The 18,824-nt window shown below is 62.0% G+C and carries 17 protein-coding genes; 7 read left to right on the top strand and 10 right to left on the bottom strand.

What is annotated here, in order from left to right; genetic code table 11:
* Positions 1 to 91: 91 nt before the first annotated feature.
* Positions 92 to 949 carry a LysR substrate-binding domain-containing protein gene (locus HCF10_RS13180; protein ID WP_131698123.1) on the bottom strand — a complete coding sequence of 286 codons (858 nt, stop codon included), beginning with the start codon at positions 947 to 949 and terminating at the stop codon, positions 92 to 94.
* Between the two features lie 113 nt (positions 950 to 1,062).
* Between HCF10_RS13180 and HCF10_RS13185 the strand changes: the two genes are divergently transcribed.
* From HCF10_RS13185 to HCF10_RS13195, 3 genes are all read left to right on the top strand, one after another.
* Positions 1,063 to 2,172 (top strand): 2-aminoethylphosphonate--pyruvate transaminase, encoded by a 1,110-nt coding sequence (locus tag HCF10_RS13185; RefSeq protein WP_167655700.1) that lies wholly within the window; start codon positions 1,063 to 1,065, stop codon positions 2,170 to 2,172.
* Positions 2,173 to 2,200: 28 nt separating this feature from the next.
* Positions 2,201 to 3,028, top strand: a complete 828-nt coding sequence (gene phnX, locus HCF10_RS13190) for a phosphonoacetaldehyde hydrolase (RefSeq protein WP_167655701.1) — start codon at positions 2,201 to 2,203, stop codon at positions 3,026 to 3,028.
* A gap of 113 nt (positions 3,029 to 3,141) precedes the next feature.
* Positions 3,142 to 3,699 (top strand): cytochrome b, encoded by a 558-nt coding sequence (locus HCF10_RS13195; RefSeq protein WP_131698126.1) that lies wholly within the window; start codon positions 3,142 to 3,144, stop codon positions 3,697 to 3,699.
* On the opposite strand, the gene HCF10_RS13200 is transcribed toward HCF10_RS13195, so the two are convergent.
* Complete coding sequence (locus HCF10_RS13200) at positions 3,689 to 4,579, bottom strand: 1-aminocyclopropane-1-carboxylate deaminase/D-cysteine desulfhydrase (RefSeq protein ID WP_167655702.1); 891 nt, start codon at positions 4,577 to 4,579, stop codon at positions 3,689 to 3,691. The two genes, HCF10_RS13195 and HCF10_RS13200, sit on opposite strands and share 11 nt — an antisense overlap.
* A 57-nt stretch (positions 4,580 to 4,636) precedes the next feature.
* The gene (locus tag HCF10_RS13205) at positions 4,637 to 6,676 is read right to left on the bottom strand and encodes an NADPH-dependent 2,4-dienoyl-CoA reductase (protein ID WP_131698128.1); all 2,040 of its coding nucleotides are present in this window, start codon (positions 6,674 to 6,676) and stop codon (positions 4,637 to 4,639) included.
* A gap of 211 nt (positions 6,677 to 6,887) precedes the next feature.
* Here HCF10_RS13205 and HCF10_RS13210 point away from each other — a divergent pair, with 211 nt between their 5' ends.
* Positions 6,888 to 8,018, top strand: a complete 1,131-nt coding sequence (locus tag HCF10_RS13210; RefSeq protein WP_167655703.1) for a carbon-nitrogen hydrolase family protein — start codon at positions 6,888 to 6,890, stop codon at positions 8,016 to 8,018.
* Positions 8,019 to 8,022: 4 nt separating this feature from the next.
* Positions 8,023 to 9,057: an AraC family transcriptional regulator ligand-binding domain-containing protein gene (locus HCF10_RS13215; protein ID WP_167655704.1), complete on the top strand. Its 1,035-nt coding sequence runs from the start codon at positions 8,023 to 8,025 to the stop codon at positions 9,055 to 9,057.
* Between the two features lie 8 nt (positions 9,058 to 9,065).
* Here HCF10_RS13215 and HCF10_RS13220 read toward each other — a convergent pair whose 3' ends face one another.
* Both HCF10_RS13220 and HCF10_RS13225 read right to left on the bottom strand, forming a co-directional pair.
* Positions 9,066 to 9,323, bottom strand: a complete 258-nt coding sequence (locus tag HCF10_RS13220) for a hypothetical protein (protein WP_145337611.1) — start codon at positions 9,321 to 9,323, stop codon at positions 9,066 to 9,068.
* Positions 9,324 to 9,399: 76 nt separating this feature from the next.
* Entirely contained in the window at positions 9,400 to 9,876 is a 477-nt protein-coding gene (locus HCF10_RS13225) for a MarR family winged helix-turn-helix transcriptional regulator (protein ID WP_131698132.1), read from the bottom strand.
* A 145-nt stretch (positions 9,877 to 10,021) separates the two neighbouring features.
* Here HCF10_RS13225 and aceE point away from each other — a divergent pair, with 145 nt between their 5' ends.
* Positions 10,022 to 12,682 (top strand): pyruvate dehydrogenase (acetyl-transferring), homodimeric type, encoded by a 2,661-nt coding sequence (aceE, locus tag HCF10_RS13230; protein ID WP_167655705.1) that lies wholly within the window; start codon positions 10,022 to 10,024, stop codon positions 12,680 to 12,682.
* Position 12,683: 1 nt separating this feature from the next.
* Here the strand turns inward: aceE and HCF10_RS13235 are convergent, their stop codons facing one another.
* Complete coding sequence (locus HCF10_RS13235) at positions 12,684 to 13,472, bottom strand: DUF2242 domain-containing protein (protein WP_145337609.1); 789 nt, start codon at positions 13,470 to 13,472, stop codon at positions 12,684 to 12,686.
* 89 nt (positions 13,473 to 13,561) lie between these two features.
* On the bottom strand, positions 13,562 to 14,458 hold the full coding sequence (locus HCF10_RS13240) for a LysR family transcriptional regulator (protein ID WP_131698135.1): 897 nt from the start codon (positions 14,456 to 14,458) through the stop codon (positions 13,562 to 13,564).
* Between the two features lie 119 nt (positions 14,459 to 14,577).
* Between HCF10_RS13240 and HCF10_RS13245 the strand changes: the two genes are divergently transcribed.
* Complete coding sequence (locus HCF10_RS13245) at positions 14,578 to 15,783, top strand: MFS transporter (protein ID WP_167655706.1); 1,206 nt, start codon at positions 14,578 to 14,580, stop codon at positions 15,781 to 15,783.
* Here the strand turns inward: HCF10_RS13245 and HCF10_RS13250 are convergent.
* The 3 genes from HCF10_RS13250 to HCF10_RS13260 form a co-directional block, all read right to left on the bottom strand.
* Positions 15,730 to 16,254 (bottom strand): GNAT family N-acetyltransferase, encoded by a 525-nt coding sequence (locus tag HCF10_RS13250; protein WP_145337606.1) that lies wholly within the window; start codon positions 16,252 to 16,254, stop codon positions 15,730 to 15,732. The two genes, HCF10_RS13245 and HCF10_RS13250, sit on opposite strands and share 54 nt — an antisense overlap.
* A 99-nt stretch (positions 16,255 to 16,353) precedes the next feature.
* The gene (locus tag HCF10_RS13255) at positions 16,354 to 18,228 is read right to left on the bottom strand and encodes a SurA N-terminal domain-containing protein (protein WP_167655707.1); all 1,875 of its coding nucleotides are present in this window, start codon (positions 18,226 to 18,228) and stop codon (positions 16,354 to 16,356) included.
* A gap of 230 nt (positions 18,229 to 18,458) precedes the next feature.
* Positions 18,459 to 18,731 carry an HU family DNA-binding protein gene (locus HCF10_RS13260; RefSeq protein ID WP_003174819.1) on the bottom strand — a complete coding sequence of 91 codons (273 nt, stop codon included), beginning with the start codon at positions 18,729 to 18,731 and terminating at the stop codon, positions 18,459 to 18,461.
* Positions 18,732 to 18,824: the final 93 nt, after the last annotated feature.

The following is an 18,824-nucleotide window of genomic DNA, read 5'->3' on the forward strand; positions in this document are numbered from 1 at the left end:
CTCTTCTATACATCGCGCCGAAACGTCTGCTGGCCGGCGCTTTGGGGGCAGAGTTTATAGCGCGAGAACGCATCGTTCCACCAAAAAACCCTCAGGGCGCCAACTCGAAGAACGCCTGAATCAGGCGCAACGAACGGCGCCGCTCCATGCAACCGAGCGTATGCCGGTTGACCAGCCCATCGCCCTCAATCGCCACGGCCTGCACGCGCGGGTCGGGGCTGACTTCCACGGACGAAACCACGCCCACCCCCAACTCAGCGGCGACGGCTTCGGTCACCGCCTCGCGGCTGTCCAGTTCCAGCAGCACCTTGGGCTGCACATTCGCGGCCATGCAGGCGTCATCGAAGGTACGCCGGGTGATGGAACTGGGCTCGCGCAGCACCATGATCACGTCGTTGAGTTGCTCGAGGCGAATACCCTCGGGTTGCTGCGCCCACGGGTGGCTGGCCGGCACCAATGCGCAAATGCGCGATTCGTTCAACGGTTGCAGGTGCAGGCCATTGCGCGGCTCCACTTCGGTGAGCACCGCCACGTCCGCATGCTCGGACAATAGCGCAGCCAGGGTTTCCTGGGCATTGCCCAGGCGCAGGTTGACGGTAATCCCGGGGTAGCGCGCGCGCAGGCTGGCAATCATCGGCATCACCAGGTGCGGGCCGTCCGCCGCGACTTCCAGGCGCCCGGTCAGCAGTTGGCGGTTGGCCTCCAGCATCGTCTGGGCTTCGTCCACCAGGCCAAAGATGGCCCGTGTGATCGCCGCCAGCCGCGCGCCCTCCTCGGTCAACTCCACCCGTCGCGCGGTGCGCCGCAGCAACGGAATCTGGTAGTGCTCCTCCAGGGCCTTGATATGCCCGGTCACCGCCGGCTGGCTGATGAACAGCCGTGCTGCGGCACGGGTAAAGCTGCCCTCGCGGGCCACGGCGTCGAATGCGCGCAGTTGGAACAGGTTCATAGCTATCGGCCTCACTGATAGCTCGCATAACAACAAACAATTTGATTGATGACAAGCCAAACTGCAATTTAGGCGCCGTAGCTTCAACCCCTGATGCCTTGCGAGGACTTGAGATGCCCCCTGCCGCGCCGATTCTGCTGACCCCTGGCCCCTTGACCACATCGAACCGCACCCGTCAGGCCATGATGGTGGACTGGGGTTCATGGGATGACCGCTTCAACCAACTCACCGCCAGCGTTTGCGAGCAATTGCTGGCGATCCTCCACGGCGAAGGCAGCCACCAGTGCGTGCCGTTGCAAGGCAGCGGCACCTTCGCGGTCGAGGCCGCCATCGGCACCCTGGTACCGCGCGACGGCAAGGTGCTGGTGCTGATCAACGGCGCGTACGGCAAGCGCCTGGCCAAGATCTGCGCAGTGCTCGGCCGTGATTTCAGCACCTTTGAAACCGCGGAGGACGAGCCCACTACCGCCGCCGATGTGGACCGCCTGCTGGCGGCAGACAGCGCCATCACCCACGTTGCGTTGATCCACTGCGAAACCAGCACCGGCATCCTCAACCCGCTGCCGCAGATCGCCCAGGTCGTCAAACACCACGGCAAGCGCCTGATCATCGACGCCATGAGCTCATTCGGCGCGCTGCCGATCGATGCCCGCGAGGTGCCGTTCGACGCGCTGATCGCCGCCTCGGGCAAGTGCCTGGAAGGTGTGCCGGGCATGGGTTTCGTCTTCGCCGACAAACAGGCGCTGGCCGCCGCCCAGGGCAACTGCCATTCCCTGGCGATGGACCTGTTCGACCAGCACAACTACATGACCAAGACCGGCCAATGGCGCTTTACCCCGCCAACCCATGTGGTCGCCGCCCTGCACGAAGCGCTGCTGCAATACCAGGAAGAAGGCGGCCTGCCCGTGCGCCACCGACGCTATGCCGACAACTGCCAGGCATTACTCGACGGCATGGCCGCACTGGGCCTGCGCAGCTTCCTGCCGGCGGCGATCCAGGCACCGATCATCGTGACCTTTCATGCACCAGAAGACCCGCGCTACCAGTTCAAGGATTTCTACGAACGGGTCAAGGCCAAGGGTTTCATTCTGTACCCCGGCAAATTGACCCAGGTGGAGACGTTCCGCGTGGGCTGTATCGGCCATGTCGACGCAGCCGGCATGCGTGCTGCGGTCAAGGCGATCGGCGAGGTGCTGGAAGAAATGGAAGTGTTGGACATCTGATTGCCCCTTACCCACAGGATCATGAACCATGAACTATCAAAACCCCAACACCCTCCAGGCCGTCATCCTCGACTGGGCCGGCACCGTGGTCGACTTCGGCTCCTTTGCCCCCACGCAGATTTTTGTCGAGGCCTTCGCCGAGTTCGATGTGCAGGTTTCCATCGAAGAAGCCCGTGGCCCGATGGGCATGGGCAAGTGGGACCATATCCGCACCCTGTGCGACCAGCCGCAAGTCGCCGAGCGCTACCGCCAGGCGTTCGGTCGCACGCCTACCGATGACGACGTGACGGCCATCTACCAGCGCTTCATGCCGTTGCAGATCGAGAAGATCGCCGAACACTCGGCGCTGATACCCGGCGCCCTCGACACCATCGCCCGGTTGCGCGTGCAAGGCATCAAGATCGGCTCTTGCTCCGGCTACCCCAAGCAAGTCATGGACAAGGTCGTCGCGTTGGCCACCACCAACGGCTACGTCGCCGACCACGTGGTCGCCACCGACGAAGTGCCCAACGGCCGCCCATGGCCAGCCCTGGCACTCGCCAACGTGATCGCGCTGGGCATCGACGATGTGGCCGCGTGCGTCAAGGTCGACGACACCGTGCCGGGCATCCTCGAAGGCCGTCGCGCCGGGATGTGGACCGTGGCGCTGACCTGCTCCGGCAACGCCCTGGGCCTGACCTACGCGCAGTTCCGCGCCCTGGACAGCGCCACGTTGGCCAGCGAACGCACGCGCATCGAATCGATGTTCGCAGGCTCCCGCCCGCATTACCTGATCGACACCATTACCGACCTGCCGGCCGTCATCGCCGACATCAACCAGCGCCTGGCCCGTGGTGAAATGCCGCAAAGCTACTGATAGAGGTCAAGACAACGGCATCGCGTCGGGCAAACCGCACAAAACAGGCTTACAGTAAAAGGACTTCGTCGCCAAAGAACGAAGGTTTGCCCTGATGAGTGAGGAACCCAGCGATGCCGTGGAAAAATTCCGATACGCGCTACAGCACCATGTCGATTGCGCTGCACTGGTTGATGGTGGTGCTGCTGGCGGTGGTGTACGCCTGCATTGAGTTACGCGGCCAGTTCCCCAAAGGCAGCGGCGCACGCACGTTGATCGTCGAGATGCACTTCATGTTCGGCCTCACCGTGTTTGTGCTGGTGTGGCTGCGCCTGTTCGCGCGCAGCCTGGGGGTTGCCCCCAAGATCGTACCCGCCCCGCCGCAATGGCAAAGCCTGCTGGCCACGCTGATGCACTTCGCGCTGTACGCCTTGATGATCGGCATGCCGATTGCCGGTTGGCTGATCGTCAGTGCCGAGGGACATTCGGTGATGTTCTATGGGATCGAGCTGCCGCCGCTGATCGCTGAAAACAAGGCACTGGCCAAAGAGATTGAAGGCTGGCACGTGCTGTTCGGCCAGATCGGTTACTGGCTGATCGGGCTGCATGCGTTGGCGGGGATCTTTCATCACTATGTGATGCGTGATAACACGGCGCTGCGGATGATGCCGGGTAAGCGCGCTAGGCTGTAAACCCTCGGCGGCCCTGCAAGCCACCGGTATGCACAAAGATCAGGCGAGTGCCGGGCGCGAAACGCCCGGCTTCGACCTGCTGCTTCAACGCCAGCAACGCTTTGCCGGTATAGAGCGGTTCCAGCGGTAAACCGCAGGCCTGTTCGGTGGTGTCGATAAACTCAAGCAACAGCGGGTCAACCTTGGCAAAGCCACCCCGACTGGCGTCCAGCAACTCATACCCGCCCTGCACGAGGGCGCTCACGTTCTGCGCCACACCATGATCATCCGGTACCGCCATGGCGCCGTACACCGGATGCGCGCCCGCCTCCGCCAGCGCCAACCCCGCCAACGTCGTACCGGTGCCTGCCGCCAACCACCAGGCGTCGTAATCGGCCCAACCCAGGGTGTTCAATTGCCTGCGTGCCTGCTCGACCAATACCCCGCACCCCAGCGCCCCGGCCATCCCGCCGCCGCCTTCTGGCACGGGGTAAAGATCGGGATATTGCTCGCGCCACGGCAACCAGAAATCCGGCTCATGGCGCGCGCGATAGCCGCCATACCCCAACCAATGCAGGTGCATGCCAAAGGCTTTCAGGTCGAGGATGGTGGGTGTGTCCTGGGGATGGCCGCGCAACAGGCCGACAGTGGGGAAACCAAAGCGTTTGCCCGCCGCTGCCAGCGCGTGCAGATGATTGGAGTAAGCGCCGCCAAGGCTGATGATGCCGCGGGCACGGGCTTGCTGCGCCTGGGCCAGATGCTCGGTGAGCTTGAACCACTTGTTGCCGCTGATCAGCGGGTCGATGCGGTCCAGGCGCAGCACGGCCAGCTCGACGCCATTAAGCCAATCGAGCTGCATGGCTTCAAGGGGGGCGTGGGGAAGCCAGTCAAAGGGACCCATCGGGCGGCATCTGCATGGAAAAAGGGGCGGTAGTCTAACACCGCCCCTTGCGTCGCCTTACAGCTCGGCGGCGAGGCGCGAGCCTTGGTTGATGGCGCGCTTGGCATCCAGCTCGGCCGCCACATCGGCGCCGCCGATCAGGTGCACGTTCTGCCCTGCGGCGACCAGGCCATCCTGCAACTCGCGCAGCGGGTCTTGCCCGGCGCAGATGACGATGTTGTCCACGGCCAGCAGCTGCGGCTCACCCTCGGCGCCGATGCGGATATGCAGGCCGTCATCGTCGATCTTCAGGTATTCGACGCTGTTAAGCATCTGCACGCGCTTGTTCTTCAAGCCGGTACGGTGGATCCAACCGGTGGTCTTGCCCAGGCCGTCGCCGACCTTGGAAGCCTTGCGTTGCAACAGGAACACGTCACGGGCCGGGGCATGGGGTTGCGGCTTGATCCCGGCCACGCCGCCACGGGCTTGCAACTGGGTGTCGATGCCCCACTCTTTCCAGAACGCTTCACGGTCGAGGCTGGTGGATACGCCTTCATGCACGAGGAATTCCGACACGTCAAAACCAATGCCGCCGGCGCCGATCACCGCCACGCGCTTGCCGACAGGCTTGCGCTCGAGGATCACGTCCAGGTAGCTCAGCACCTTGGCGTTTTCAACGCCCGGAATCGCCGGCGTGCGCGGCGCAATGCCGGTGGCCAGGATGATCTCGTCATAACCGCCCGCCACCAGGTGTGCGGTGTCGACGCGGGTGTTGAGGCACAGCTCGACGTGGGTGGTCTGCAACTTGCGATTGAAGTAGCGCAGGGTCTCGAAAAACTCTTCTTTGCCCGGTACGCGCTTGGCGATATTGAATTGGCCGCCGATCTCACTGGCCGAATCGAACAAGGTCACCTGGTGGCCACGCTCAGCCGCCACGGTGGCAGCGGCCAGGCCTGCGGGGCCGGCACCGACCACGGCGATTTTCTTGATCTGCTTGACCGGCAGGTAGTTGAGTTCGGTTTCATAGCAGGCCCGCGGGTTGACCAGGCAGGTGGTCAACTTGCCGCCAAAGGTGTGGTCCAGGCAAGCCTGATTACAGCCGATGCAGGTGTTGATTTCATCGGCGCGGCCGGCGGCGGCCTTGTTGACGAACTCGGGGTCGGCGAGGAACGGCCGCGCCATCGAGACCATGTCGGCATCGCCTTCGGCGAGGATCTGCTCGGCGATTTCCGGTGTGTTGATGCGGTTGGTGGTGATCAGCGGGATCTGTACCGCACCGCGCAATTTGGCCGTGACTTTGCTGAACGCGCCACGCGGCACCTTGGTGGCAATGGTCGGGATACGCGCTTCGTGCCAGCCGATGCCGGTGTTGATGATGGTCGCGCCCGCCTGCTCGATGGCCTTGGCCAACTGTACGATTTCTTCCCAGACGCTGCCGCCTTCCACCAGGTCGAGCATCGACAGGCGGAAGATAATGATGAAGTTCGGGCCCACCGCTTCACGCACGCGGCGCACGATCTCCACCGCCAGGCGCATGCGGTTTTCGTAGCTGCCGCCCCAACGGTCGGTGCGGTGGTTGGTGTGGGCGGCGAGGAACTGGTTAATGAAGTAGCCTTCGGACCCCATGATTTCCACGCCGTCGTACTCGGCGACCTGGGCCAGCAGCGAACAGGTGACAAAATCCTGGATCTGCTTCTCGATGCCTTCCTCGTCCAGCTCCTTGGGCTTGAACGGGTTGATCGGTGCCTGGATCGCACTCGGCGCGACCTGTTTGGGGCTGTAGGCATAACGGCCGGCGTGGAGGATCTGCATGCAGATCTTGCCGCCCGCCTCATGCACGGCCTTGGTGACGATCTTGTGCTTCTGCGCTTCTTCTTCGGTGGTGAGCTTGGCCGCGCCGGAATACACCCCGCCTTCATCATTTGGGCCAATGCCGCCGGTGACCATCAGCCCCACGCCGCCCCGGGCACGCTCGGCAAAGTAGGCCGCCATGCGCTCGAAACCACCGGGCTTTTCTTCCAGGCCCGTGTGCATCGAGCCCATCAGGGTACGGTTACGCAAGGTGGTAAAACCCAGGTCCAACGGGGCCAGCAGGTGCGGGTAGGCAGCAGCGGTCATGGTCAAGCTCCACAACGGATCATCACGGGGCGTGGGGGGCTCGAATGGCACCCCATCGGGTTATGTCCCACAGACTAAGAGGCGGTGGACGACGGCTCAATGACTGAAACTGACAAGTTATTGATCCAAATGCACAGCACCCCTTGGCAAGCCGCCGCATGGGCCCTACCCTAGTCGCGAACCCTGCACCCGGTCTGTTGTCTGTTGCCCCATGCGTAAACTTCTAGCTTTTACCGTCTCCATGGCCCTGGTTGCCGCCGTCGCCGCGTATCTGGTCTGGACCCAGGAGCGCCCCGTGGCGCATTACCTGTCGGACCTGCGCATCACCCTGGCCGTGAATGAAGGCCTGCCTGCTGATCGCGGCAACCTGCTGGGCATCCAGCCAGAGCTGTTTCCGGCTGATTACCAGAGCCTGGAACGCCTGCACCTGAAGCTCTCGGCCTATCTGCAAAAGGCCCGGGACCAGGGGTTGATCAACGAAAAAACCATCGTAGTGCTGCCTGAACATATCGGCACATGGCTGATGTTGACCGGTGAAAAAAATGAGGTGTACCAGGCGCTGCACGTGAAGGATGCGATGAACTGGCTGTCGGTCAGCAACCCACTGCTCTTTGCGCGGGCCTGGATCAGCGCCACCGGCGACAACCGCACCGATGACGCCTACCTGCGTATGAAAGCCCCCGGCATGGCGCGGGACTATCAGGTGCTGTTCGGCGGCCTGGCCAAGGAGTTTGGCGTCACGCTGGTGGCCGGTTCCATCGCCTTGCCCAACCCCAGCGTGAGCCAGGGACAACTGCAGGTCGGCCATGGCGCCTTGTACAACGCCAGCGTGGTGTTTGCGGCAGATGGTTTGCCCATCGGAGAGCCACAGCGCCAGCTCTATCCGATCTACGATGAACGCGGCTTTATCGAACCTGGTGACGAAAACGTCGTCAGCGTGGTCGACACCCCGGCCGGGCGCCTCGGCGTGTTGGTCGGCAGTGACAGCTGGTACCCGGACACCTATCGCAAGCTCAACGAGCAAGGTGCGCAACTGATTGCAGTGCCGGCCTTTGTGCTCGGTCGCGATACCTGGGATCGACCATGGCGCGGCTTCAAGAGCGTGTCCACGCCGCCGGAAATCAGCCTCAAGCCTGAAGAACTCAGCGAAGGTGAAGCCTGGCGCCGCCTTACGCTGATCAGCCAACACCCCGTCAGCCAGGCAACCGCTGGCATGAGCGTATTCCTGCGTGGGCAGTTCTGGGACCTGGGCACGGCCGGGCGCAGTTTTCTCAGCAGCAACGGGCAGATCAGCGCCGACGGCGACGCCCGTGGCGCGCGCCTGCTGAATATCTGGCTGTAACCCCGTGAAGCCGGTGCGCCTGGGTGATCTGTCGGTGGGCTTCGTGCACACCCTGGCCGACGCAATCCACAGCCACGGCCTCGACCCGCAACCGCTGCTGCTGCAATACGGCCTCGACCCCGCGCGCCTCGCCGAAGCGGGTGCACGCTTGTCGATCCCCCGTTATATGCGCCTGGGCCATGCGGCCATCCAACTCACCGGCGACCCCGGCCTGGGCCTGCGCATGGGCCAGCTCAGCCGCCTGAGCCAAGCCGGACTGGCCGGGGTCACCGCCGCCCAGGCGCCCAACGTGCGTGAGGCGGCGCGCACGCTGACCCGCTTCGAAGCGCTGTACGGTTCCAACTATCGTGGGCAATCGAGTTTTCACGAGGACGCCGAAGGTGCCTGGCTGCGGTTCTATTCCATCAGCCCCTATAACGCCTACAACCGCTTTGTGGTGGACTCGATCATCGCCGGCTGGCTGCAGCAACTGTCGAGCCTGGCCCAACAAACAGTGCAGGCGCAGCGGATTGAAATCGAATTTGAAGCGCCGGACTACAGCGAACAGTACGCGCTGCTGGGCGATGGCCCGATCCAGTTCGGCGCCGAGGCCAATCAACTGCGCCTGAGCCAGCAAACCCTCGCGCTGCGTAACCCGCAGCATTGCCCGAGCACCTGGCAGCTGTTGTTAAAGCTCTGTGAACACGAGTTGGAGCAGCTGACCCGCACCCGCAGCCTGCGGGAGCGCATTACCCGCTTGCTCGGGCCGATGCTCAATGGCGGCCGGGAACCCGACCTGGAAGAAGTGGCGGCACGCTTGAAGCTGCCGACCTGGACACTGCGCCGCAAACTGGCCGAAGAAGGCACGCAGTTTCGCGCAATTCTCAACGATACCCGTCGCGACTTGGCCATGACCTACATTCGCGATACGGAACTGGCGTTCGGCGAAATCGCCTACTTGCTCGGTTTTGCCTCGGCCCAGGCGTTTCAACGGGCGTTCAGGCGGTGGAACAACCAGACCCCAGGGGAATTTCGCCGCAGTCAGCGGCATTCCGCCTGAAGTCGGTCTTACAGCTCGGTGGCGTCATCGGCCGGATCCAGAGGATCCAGTTCAAAGGCCTGGTACTCCAGCAGTTCTTCCTGATATTCGTCCATGGTGGGCTCCTTGTTTTGAATTAAAAGCGGCTGCAGATAAATGACCTGCACAGCCAGCCTAAAGTGCCGTGATGACGAAAAAATGTCGACGTCATGACGTTCCTGCACTCCAGGATTAAACGTAGCAGCGTGATGCGGATTTAGCACCGGGGTTTTGAGGCGCGATTGCAATCAGGCATGCACCGAAATGGACGGGAATGCATTCCAATGTGGGAGGGGGCTTGCTCCCTCACACATTGGATCTGCATCAAGTTTCAGACTTGCGTCGACCACGGGTTTGAACACCCGCCTCCATCGCCATCCCGGCAGTGCGCTCCAACGCATCGGCAAACGCCTGGCGTTGCTCCGGCTCGATCTGCGACAGGAACAACTCGTCCACCGTACTTTCGTAAATCTTCCACATTTTCTTGCGCAACGCTCGGCCGGCGTCGGTGATCGACGCAAAGGCCGCGCGGCCATCGCCGTCGGAGCGGGAGCGCACCACCAGGCCGTCCTTTTCCAGTCGGTCTACCAGCCGCGTGAGGTTATAGCGCTCAATGGCCAGCACATCGGCCAATTCGTGCATGCGGCGGGTGCCTTCGGGGCCGCTTTCCAGGCCCCACAGTGCGTCGTACCAGGCGTAAGGCGGCAAGTCGGCGGCCGCCAGGCGGCGCTCGATTTCACGGATGACCGTCCTGTGGGCCCTGACAAAACGGAACCATACATCAGGCTCTTTCGACGACATGCAACACCATCCGGTGGATTTCAAGAAGGTTGCAATAGTAGCTCATCCCGCGCTAAATTCGGTCATGTAGTTGCAATTGCAATAACTTTGACGACGCTCCCACAAGGAGCCCGCCACTAGAAATCCGCCGACCCTGGAGCCTCACATGACCCCGAATAACGCAGTCAGACGCGACGTCGATCCACAGGAAACCCGCGAGTGGCTGGAGTCCATCGAATCGGTGCTGTCCACCGAAGGCCGCCCGCGCGCCCATTACCTGATCGATCAGTTGCTGGATTTCGACGTGGCGCGGCATGGCGACTTCTACGGGCGGGTGACCACGCCTTACGTCAACACCATCCCGGTGGATCGCCAGTTGCCCTACCCCGGCAATCTGGCCATCGAACGCCGCACCAATGCGTTTATCCGCTGGAACGCCATGGCCATGGTCTTGCGTGCAGGCAAGCACTCAGGCGTGGGTGGGCATATTGCGACTTATGCGTCAGCCGCGGTGCTGTACGACGTAGGTTTCGACCACTTCTTCCGTGGCCGCACCGACCACTTCGACGGCGACCTCGTGTACATCCAGGGGCACTCTTCGCCAGGCATCTACGGCCGCGCCTACCTCGAAGGCCGCATCAGCGAAGCGCAACTGGATAACTTCCGCCGCGAAGCCGGTGGTGAAGGCATTTTGTCCTACCCCCACCCACGGCTGATGCCGGACTTCTGGCAATTTCCTACGGTGTCCATGGGGCTGGGGCCGATCACTGCGGCCTATCAGGCACGTTTTATGCGCTACCTGGAGTTTCGTGACCTCAAGCAACACCAGGGCCGCAAGGTCTGGGCATTTCTGGGTGATGGTGAAATGGACCAACCGGAATCCCTGGCCGCTATTTCCCTGGCCGGGCGCGAGAAGCTCGACAACCTGATCTTCGTGGTCAACTGCAACCTGCAACGCCTGGACGGCCCGGTACGCGGCAACGCCAAGGTGATCCAAGAGTTCGAAAGCCTGTACCGTGCCGCCGGCTGGAATGTGATCAAAGTGATCTGGGGCGGTGGCTGGGATGCACTGCTGGAAAAAGATACAAGCGGCCTGCTGCGCCAACGCATGATGGAATGCGTGGACGGTGACTATCAGAACTACAAATCCCAGAACGGCGCCTACGTGCGCGAACATTTCTTCGGCAAATACCCGGAATTGCTGGCACTGGTTGCGGACCTGTCCGACGACGACATCTGGAAACTCTCACGGGGCGGCCATGACCCGGACAAGGTCTACAACGCCTATGCCGCCGCCGTGCGTCACAGTGGCCAACCGACGGTAATCCTGGCAAAAACCGTCAAGGGCTTTGGCATGGGCGAGGCCGGCGAAGGCCAGAACATCAACCACCAATTGAAGAAGATGGGCGCCGACGCCGTCAAAGCCTTCCGCGACCGCTTCGGCCTGGAAGTGCCCGATGAGCAACTCGCTGAAATTCCTTACCTCAAGCCCACAGCCGACAGCGAAGAAGCCCGTTACTTCGCCGCACGTCGCCAGGCCCTGGGCGGCTATGTGCCTGCGCGCCACACCGCGGTCGAATCGCTGCAGATCCCCGAACTGAGCGCCTTCGCCACTCAGCTCAAGGACACTGGCGAGCGCGCGATTTCCACAACCATGGCCTTCGTGCGCATCCTCGGCACCCTGCTGAAAGACCCGCACCTGGGCAAGCTGATCGTGCCCATCGTGCCAGACGAATCCCGCACCTTCGGCATGGAAAGCCTGTTCCGTCAGATCGGCATCCACTCCGCCGTCGGCCAGCTCTACACCCCACAGGACTCCGGGCAACTGAGCTATTACAAGGAGAGCAAAGACGGACAGATCATGCAGGAAGGCCTGAATGAGTCCGGCGCCATTTCCTCGTGGATCGCAGCAAGTACGTCCTACAGCAACCACGGCCTGATGACCGTGCCGTTCTATATCTTCTACTCGATGTTCGGCTTCCAGCGCGTCGGCGACCTGGCCTGGGCGGCGGGCGATGCACGAGCACGCGGCTTCCTGCTCGGCGCCACAGCCGGGCGCACCACGCTGATGGGCGAAGGCCTGCAGCATGACGATGGCCATAGCCATATCCTGTCGTCGGTGATTCCGTGCTGTGTGTCCTATGACCCGACCTTTGCCTACGAACTGGCGGTGATTATTCGCGAGGGCATGCGGCGCATGTATGTCGAGCAAGAGGACATTTACTACTACATCACCCTGCTCAACGAAAACTACCCGCACCCGGCGATGCCCGAAGGCGTGGAGGACGGGATACTCAAAGGCATGTACCGGCTCAGCACCAACCCTCAGGCACAGGTGCAACTGATGGGCAGTGGTTCGATCCTGCGAGAAGTGATCGCGGCCGCAGAGCTGCTCGCCAACGATTTCGCCGTGCAATGCGACGTATGGAGTGTGACGAGCCTGACCGAATTGCGCCGTGACGGGCACGCGGCGGAACGCTGGAACCTGCTGCACCCCGAGAGTGAGCCGCGCGTAAGTTACGTCGAGCAATGCCTGGAGGGGCAAACGGGGCCGGTGGTGGTCGCGACGGACTACATGAAGCTATTCGCTGATCAGATTCGTCCGTTCGTGCCGGGCCGGCGCTTTGTCGCGCTAGGCACTGATGGCTTCGGGCAATCAGACACCCGGGAAGCCTTGCGCGAGTTCTTTGAGGTGGATCGCCACTTCATCGCCCTGGCTGCCCTGAAGGCGCTGGCGGATGACGGCGCGATCGGTCGCGACAAGGTCAGTGAAGCGATCAACCGCTACGGGATCAACGTCGACAAGGTGAATCCCGTAGCGGTCTGAGCTACTGCGCAGGCGTCGGCAGGGGCGGAATCGCTTCTGTCGGCGCCGGCAGGTCCGGCGTGGTCGTGGCGGGCGCGGGCGCGGGCTCGGCCTGCGGCGCAATCGGTGCGGGTTCAGGCGCGGGCACAACCGGCTCCGAAGCAGCCGGTGCGGCAGGCTCTTCCTTCGGCGCCTCGACTTTCTCCGCAGCCGGAGCGGCCTTCGGCTCCGGCACACCGAGGTCGGCCTTTGGCTGCTCGGGAATATGCTCAGCCTGCTTCACTTCCTGGGGCAGGAAGACGTCCACCAACGCAAAGTAGCGATCGTAGAACTTCGGCGCGGACACCGTCTCACTGGCCACCTTCACCATCGAGTCATCGGTGGAGCCGATCGGCATCGACACCGACCCCAGCACGCCTACACCCAGGCTCGCGGAGTTGTTGACCTTCTTCAGCGCATAACGATCCTGCAGGGCGTTGGCAAACATCGTCGAGTGCTTTTTACCTTTGCCATCATCGGCACACACCACGTTGAAGCTGATCTGCAGGTGAGTTTCGCCGGTCTGCTGGAAGCTCTTGTTGCCCACGACCAGTTTCGGATCGCTGCTGGTGATGATGTAGCCCTGGCTCAGCAACGCACGCCGCGCGGCCTCGCACGCCGCTACATCACTAACCGGATAATCCCGGGAAAATGTGCCGGAGTCGTCGAAGTTCTCATGTTCATAAATAGCGGTCTTGGGTGACGAGCAGCCCGCGGCGCCCGCCAGCACCAGCGCCAGCCCGAGGCTACGCAAGTGGAATGATGTCGACATTGATAATCCTGAGGAAAACGGTCTGGGCGGTATTGTGCAACAGAACGAGGCCTTGGCGCGCGCATTCCTGTCGGTAAAACGTCACAGGGTTACGCAACGGGGCCTGCAGGGAAAAGCCCGGCGCACATATGGTCAATAAACACGCGCACCTTGGTCGAGGTATGGCGACCGGGCCACAACATCCAGAAATTGCCCCGGTGTTCCAGGTAATCATCCAACACCCGCTGCAAGCGCCCCTCGCCCACGGCCTGGTTGACCATGTAGTCCGGCAGGCAGGCAATGCCCAATCCCTCGAGCACCACATGGTTCAGAGACTCGATGGTGGTACTGACCAACGGCGTACGCAACAGCGGTTCCGCGGCACCCAAGGCAAGACGCAACGGCCAGGGCTCGAGCTTGCCCGTGGCGCAGAACTTGTGGCGCAGGCAGGCGTGGCCATTGAGGTCCTGTGGTTGCTGCGGGGTGCCGTGCTGGGCGAAGTAGCCCGGTGTGGCGACGAGCACCAGCTGGTAGTGGCCCAGGTGGCGCGCCATCAAGCGCGAATCTTCCGGCTTGCCGGTGCGAATCACCGCGTCGAAACCTTCCTCGATCACGTCCACCATACGGTCAGAGAAATCCACATCCAACTCGATATCCGGGTAGGCGCGCATAAAGTCACTGAGTACTGGCATCAACAAGCCCCGCACCTGCGGCACACTGATGCGCAGCTTACCCCGTGGCGTTGCACTGGCGTTTGTCAGCTCCTGCTCGGCCGCTTCCACCTCAGCGAGAATCCGCCGCGACCGCTCAAGGAACAGCGAGCCTTCACTGGTCAAGGTGATACTGCGCGTGCTGCGGTGAAACAGCCGCACGCCCAGGCGCTCTTCCATCCGCGCAATGCTTTTGCCCACGGCCGACGACGACACCCCCAGCACACGGCCGGCGGCGGTGAAGCTGAGCGTCTGCGCCACCTGCACAAATACCGAAAGGCTGCCCAAGCTGTCCATGATCCCGCCTTTAGCGATTGCGGACACCGGCGTCCGATAAGTTCGGAACCTTAGCCTGTTTTTCCGCCAACCACAGCCCCCTACTCTGCCTGCTTGCCCTTTTACCTGGATAAAACCTCATGAGCAGCAGCCCTTCACTCACCGCATCAGCCCAGCGGGATTCATTACCGCTGGGCGGTCTACTGGCCCTGGCCAGCGCTGGCTTTATCACCATCCTCACCGAAGCCATGCCCGCCGGGTTGCTACCACAGATAGGCGAAGGCCTCGGCGTGTCGCCCGCCCTGGTCGGTCAACTGGTCACGGTCTACGCCCTTGGCTCGTTGCTGGCGGCCATCCCCCTGACGCTGCTGACCCGCGGCTGGCGCAGACGACCGTTGCTGCTGCTTGCCATCGGCGGCTTTGCCTTGGTCAACAGCGTAACCGCGCTGTCCAGCCACTACGGACTGACGCTCGTGGCGCGCTTTTTTGCCGGGGTCTTCGCCGGGCTGCTCTGGGCGTTGCTGGCGGGTTATGCGAGCCGAATGGTGGTGCCACACCTGCAAGGTCGCGCCATTGCCGTGGCGATGCTGGGTGCACCGCTGGCGCTGTCACTGGGTGTGCCTGCGGGCACCTTCCTCGGCACTGCCGTTGGCTGGCGCCTGAGTTTTGCAATCATGACCGGGCTGACCTTGGTGCTACTGGCCTGGGCGCGCTGGCAACTGCCGGACTTTGCCGGCGAACGGACGGATAAACGCCTGGGGCTGCGCCAGCTGCTGAACCTGCCAGGCATTCGTCCAGTGCTGTGGGTAACGTTTACCTACGTACTGGCCCACAACATTCTGTACACCTACATCGCCCCGTTGCTGGTGCCCGCAGGGATCGATGCGGATGTTGACCGAGTGTTGCTGGTGTTTGGCCTCTCGGCGGTGCTGAGCATCTGGCTGACAGGCGTGTTGATTGACCGGTGGCTGCGCGTCTTGCTGCTGATCAGTTGTGCGCTGTTTGGCCTGATCGCCCTGGCGCTGGCGTTCTGGATCAATGTGCCGGCAGTCATCTATACCGCCGTGGCGTTATGGGGCCTGGCGTTCGGCGGTTTGCCGGCACTGCTGCAAACCGCACTGGCCCAATCGGCTGGCGAGTCGGCGGATGCCGCACAATCAATGCTGGTGACCGTGTGGAACCTGGGGATAGCCGGTGGCGGACTGGCAGGAGGCGTGTTGCTTCAGGGCTGGGGCGTCGCGGGCTTTCCATGGGCCGTTATGCTACTGATGCTACTGGCATGGGCCGGCGCATCACAGACAGCGCCCCAACAGCTGGCCCGGCCACCCCGCCAAGTCGAACGTTGAAATGCGCTCGTAGCCACAGGACTCATAAAAACGCACCAGATCCCCTGTCCCGCCGCCATAGCAGTCCACACGCAAACGCGTCACTCCTGCTGCACGGGCCTGGTCATCAGCAAAGGCCATCATGCGCCGGCCAAGGCCGCGAACACGGGGATCACGCGCGGCTATCAACAGGCGTACATACACCTCGGGCTCAGTCGCCGACGGTACATAAGGCATGGGATCGCCCAACACCAGCGCTCCACGGATACGGCCCGCGGGCTCTTCTACCACCCACGCCCCAGGCAATGCGCAGGCTTCAGCCACTTGCGCGACCCGCCGGGGCGACGCCGACCAGGGCTCGGTGCCCCACTGATGGGTATTGCCCATGCCAACGAACCAGGCGACCACCTCGTCGAACACCTGCAGCACGGCAGGAACGTCCGACGCACTGGCGCGGCGGATCAGCAAGCCATCCATTCCTAGAATCAACACGCTTGGAACTCCTGGGTCGACGATACCGAGCACCCAGTCTAGCCCACATAAAAAAGCCCCCGGTCTTTTCAGGCCGGGGGCTTCTTGTTCAAACCAACATCAGTATTTCTTGATATCAGCCTTGGTTTCCAACTGCTTGCGGTACGCCGCGAAGTCCTGCTGGCCAACACGGGAAGCGAGGAAGCGGCGATATTGCGCCTTTTCTTCGTCCGTTGGGGCAGCCGCTTCGTTGACGCCGTTCAAGCGCACGATCACCAGGCTGCCATCAGCCAGGGTCACGGTGGTGAAGGTCGGCTTGTCCTTGGCCGCAGGCTTGGGCATGCGGAACAGGGCTTGCAGCACGGCCGGGTCAATCGCTTCCTGGCTACGGGTAGCCGCTTCAGTGACTTTCCAGGCCTGGCCGTCGACCGGCTGGTTCAGCGGGGTCTTGCCATCACGCAGGCTGGCGATCAGCTCATCAGCGTGAGTCTTGGCAGCCGCGCTGGCGCGCTCCTTGGCCATCTGTGTGCGGATCGCCGCAGCAACGCTTTGCAGCGGCAGTTGCGCAGGTTTGCGGTGCTCTTTGGCACGCAGCACGATGATGGTTTCCGGGTCCAGCTCAATGGCGCTGCTGTTGGCCCCCTCATCCAGCACTTCCGGGCTGAACGCAGCGGTGACCACGGCACGGTTGGCCGCAACACCGTCACCACCTTCACGGCCAAACGGCGCGGAGGTGTGTACGGTCAGCTTCAGGTCAGACGCCGGTTGGGCCAGATCGGAGGCTTCGAATGCCGCATCTTCCAATTGCTTGGTTGCTTCGACAAAACGCTGCTCGACCTGTTGGGTCTTGAGCTCGCGGGTCAGCTTGTCTTTCAGGCTGGCAAACGTCGGCACTTGCGGTGCTTCAACGCCCAACAGCTTGATCAAGTGCCAACCGAAGGTGCTGCGCACCGGCGCCGAAACCTGGTCTTTGTTCAAGGCATACAAGGCGGCTTCGAAGTCCGGGTCGTAGACGCCCGGGCCGGCAAAGCCCAGATCACCGCCACTGTTGGCCGAACCTGGATCCTGGGAGAACTCCTTGGCCAGGGTTTCGAACTTCTCACCCTTGGCCAGGCGCGCCTGGATTTCTTCGATCTTGGCCTTCGCTTGCGCGTCGGTGACCTTGTCGTTGACTTCAATCAGGATGTGCGCGGCACGACGCTGTTCAGCGAGGTTGGCGGTTTCTTTCTGATAGGCAGCCTGCAGTTCATCGTCCTTCACGCTGACCTGGTCGAAGAAGGACGACTTCTTCAGTTCCAGGTAGTCGATGACCACCTGGTCCGGGGTCATGAACTCCTTGGCGTGCTGGTCATAGTAAGCCTTGACCTCGTCGTCGGTGAGTTTCACCGCCGCAGGGTTGGCCTTGATATTGACGGTGGCAAAATCGCGGGTCTGCTTTTCCAGACGGGCGAATGCCAGCACTTCGGCGTCGGTCACGAAACCGCTGCCGGCAATACCAGCGCGAACCTGGCCGATCAGCATTTCCTGGGTCAGCATCTGACGGAACTGCAGACGGCTGTAGCCCAGTTGACGGATCACCTGGTCAAAGCGTTCGGCGTTGAATTTGCCGTCCACCTGGAATTCCGGCGTCTGCAGGATTACCTGGTCCAGTGCAGCTTCAGAGAAGCCAAACTTGGAATCGGCGGCGCCTTGCAGCAGCAGCTTGCGATCGATCAGACCCTTGAGGGCCGCGTCGCGCAGCAGTTTTTCGTCCAGCAGCGAAGCATCGAAATCCTTGCCCAGCTGTTGCATCAGCTGGCGACGTTGCATGTCGACGGCCTGGCTCAGTTCAGTCTGGGTGATTTCTTCACCGTTGACCTTGGCCACGTCCTGCTTGGTGTTGGTCGAAGCCTGGAAAATGGCCTCGATACCGGTGAACGCCATCAATGCGACGATGATCCCGATAATGGTCTTGGCAATCCAGCCTTGTGAATTGTCCCTGATATTTTGCAGCATGCGTCCCCCAGAAACGGTTGAACTTCAAAAATTGGCAACCGTGGAGCGTGGGTAGAGTCCGGATAGAAGAAAGGCGCATCCGAGGATGCGCCTTCTCGTAACTGGCGGAGCGGACGGGGGGTTGAACCTACACCCCCGGCTTGGCGACCCGATGGATACCTGGGTCAGCTTTCGCTCCGCTGCCAGGCCAGACCTGCGTCCGACCCGGGTAGCAAAGGCTTGATCGAAGCTTAGTTAACGGCTTCTTTCAGGGCTTTACCGGCTTTGAAACCTGGTTTCTTGGCAGCAGCGATTTGCAGTGCTTTGCCAGTCTGTGGGTTGCGGCCAGTGCGAGCTGGGCGGTCAGTCACAGAGAAAGTACCGAAGCCTACCAGTACCACGGAGTCGCCGGCCTTCAGAGCGCCAGTGACGGATTCGATTACTGCATCCAGCGCACGGCCAGCAGCAGCTTTCGGGATATCAGCGGATGCAGCGATAGCATCAATCAGTTCCGACTTGTTCACTCTAAGTCCCCTTATATATCTATTGAGTATGATTCTAAGTTTTTTGGTAAACAGCAAAAATCAGTGCTGAATGGCCTACAGACACTTAAGAGC

The organism is Pseudomonas sp. B14(2022), from assembly GCF_012030485.1.
In the GTDB taxonomy this organism is placed as follows: domain Bacteria; phylum Pseudomonadota; class Gammaproteobacteria; order Pseudomonadales; family Pseudomonadaceae; genus Aquipseudomonas.

Bases quoted from the DNA above. Each gene is read 5' to 3' on its own strand.
- HCF10_RS13180 (WP_131698123.1), bottom strand. From the start codon at position 949: ATGAACCTGTTCCAACTGCGCGCATTCGACGCCGTGGCCCGCGAGGGC.
- HCF10_RS13185 (WP_167655700.1), top strand. From the start codon at position 1,063: ATGCCCCCTGCCGCGCCGATTCTGCTGACCCCTGGCCCCTTGACCACA.
- phnX (WP_167655701.1), top strand. From the start codon at position 2,201: ATGAACTATCAAAACCCCAACACCCTCCAGGCCGTCATCCTCGACTGG.
- HCF10_RS13195 (WP_131698126.1), top strand. From the start codon at position 3,142: ATGCCGTGGAAAAATTCCGATACGCGCTACAGCACCATGTCGATTGCG.
- HCF10_RS13200 (WP_167655702.1), bottom strand. From the start codon at position 4,579: ATGGGTCCCTTTGACTGGCTTCCCCACGCCCCCCTTGAAGCCATGCAG.
- HCF10_RS13205 (WP_131698128.1), bottom strand. From the start codon at position 6,676: ATGACCGCTGCTGCCTACCCGCACCTGCTGGCCCCGTTGGACCTGGGT.
- HCF10_RS13210 (WP_167655703.1), top strand. From the start codon at position 6,888: ATGCGTAAACTTCTAGCTTTTACCGTCTCCATGGCCCTGGTTGCCGCC.
- HCF10_RS13225 (WP_131698132.1), bottom strand. From the start codon at position 9,876: ATGTCGTCGAAAGAGCCTGATGTATGGTTCCGTTTTGTCAGGGCCCAC.
- aceE (WP_167655705.1), top strand. From the start codon at position 10,022: ATGACCCCGAATAACGCAGTCAGACGCGACGTCGATCCACAGGAAACC.
- HCF10_RS13235 (WP_145337609.1), bottom strand. From the start codon at position 13,472: ATGTCGACATCATTCCACTTGCGTAGCCTCGGGCTGGCGCTGGTGCTG.
- HCF10_RS13240 (WP_131698135.1), bottom strand. From the start codon at position 14,458: ATGGACAGCTTGGGCAGCCTTTCGGTATTTGTGCAGGTGGCGCAGACG.
- HCF10_RS13245 (WP_167655706.1), top strand. From the start codon at position 14,578: ATGAGCAGCAGCCCTTCACTCACCGCATCAGCCCAGCGGGATTCATTA.
- HCF10_RS13255 (WP_167655707.1), bottom strand. From the start codon at position 18,228: ATGCTGCAAAATATCAGGGACAATTCACAAGGCTGGATTGCCAAGACC.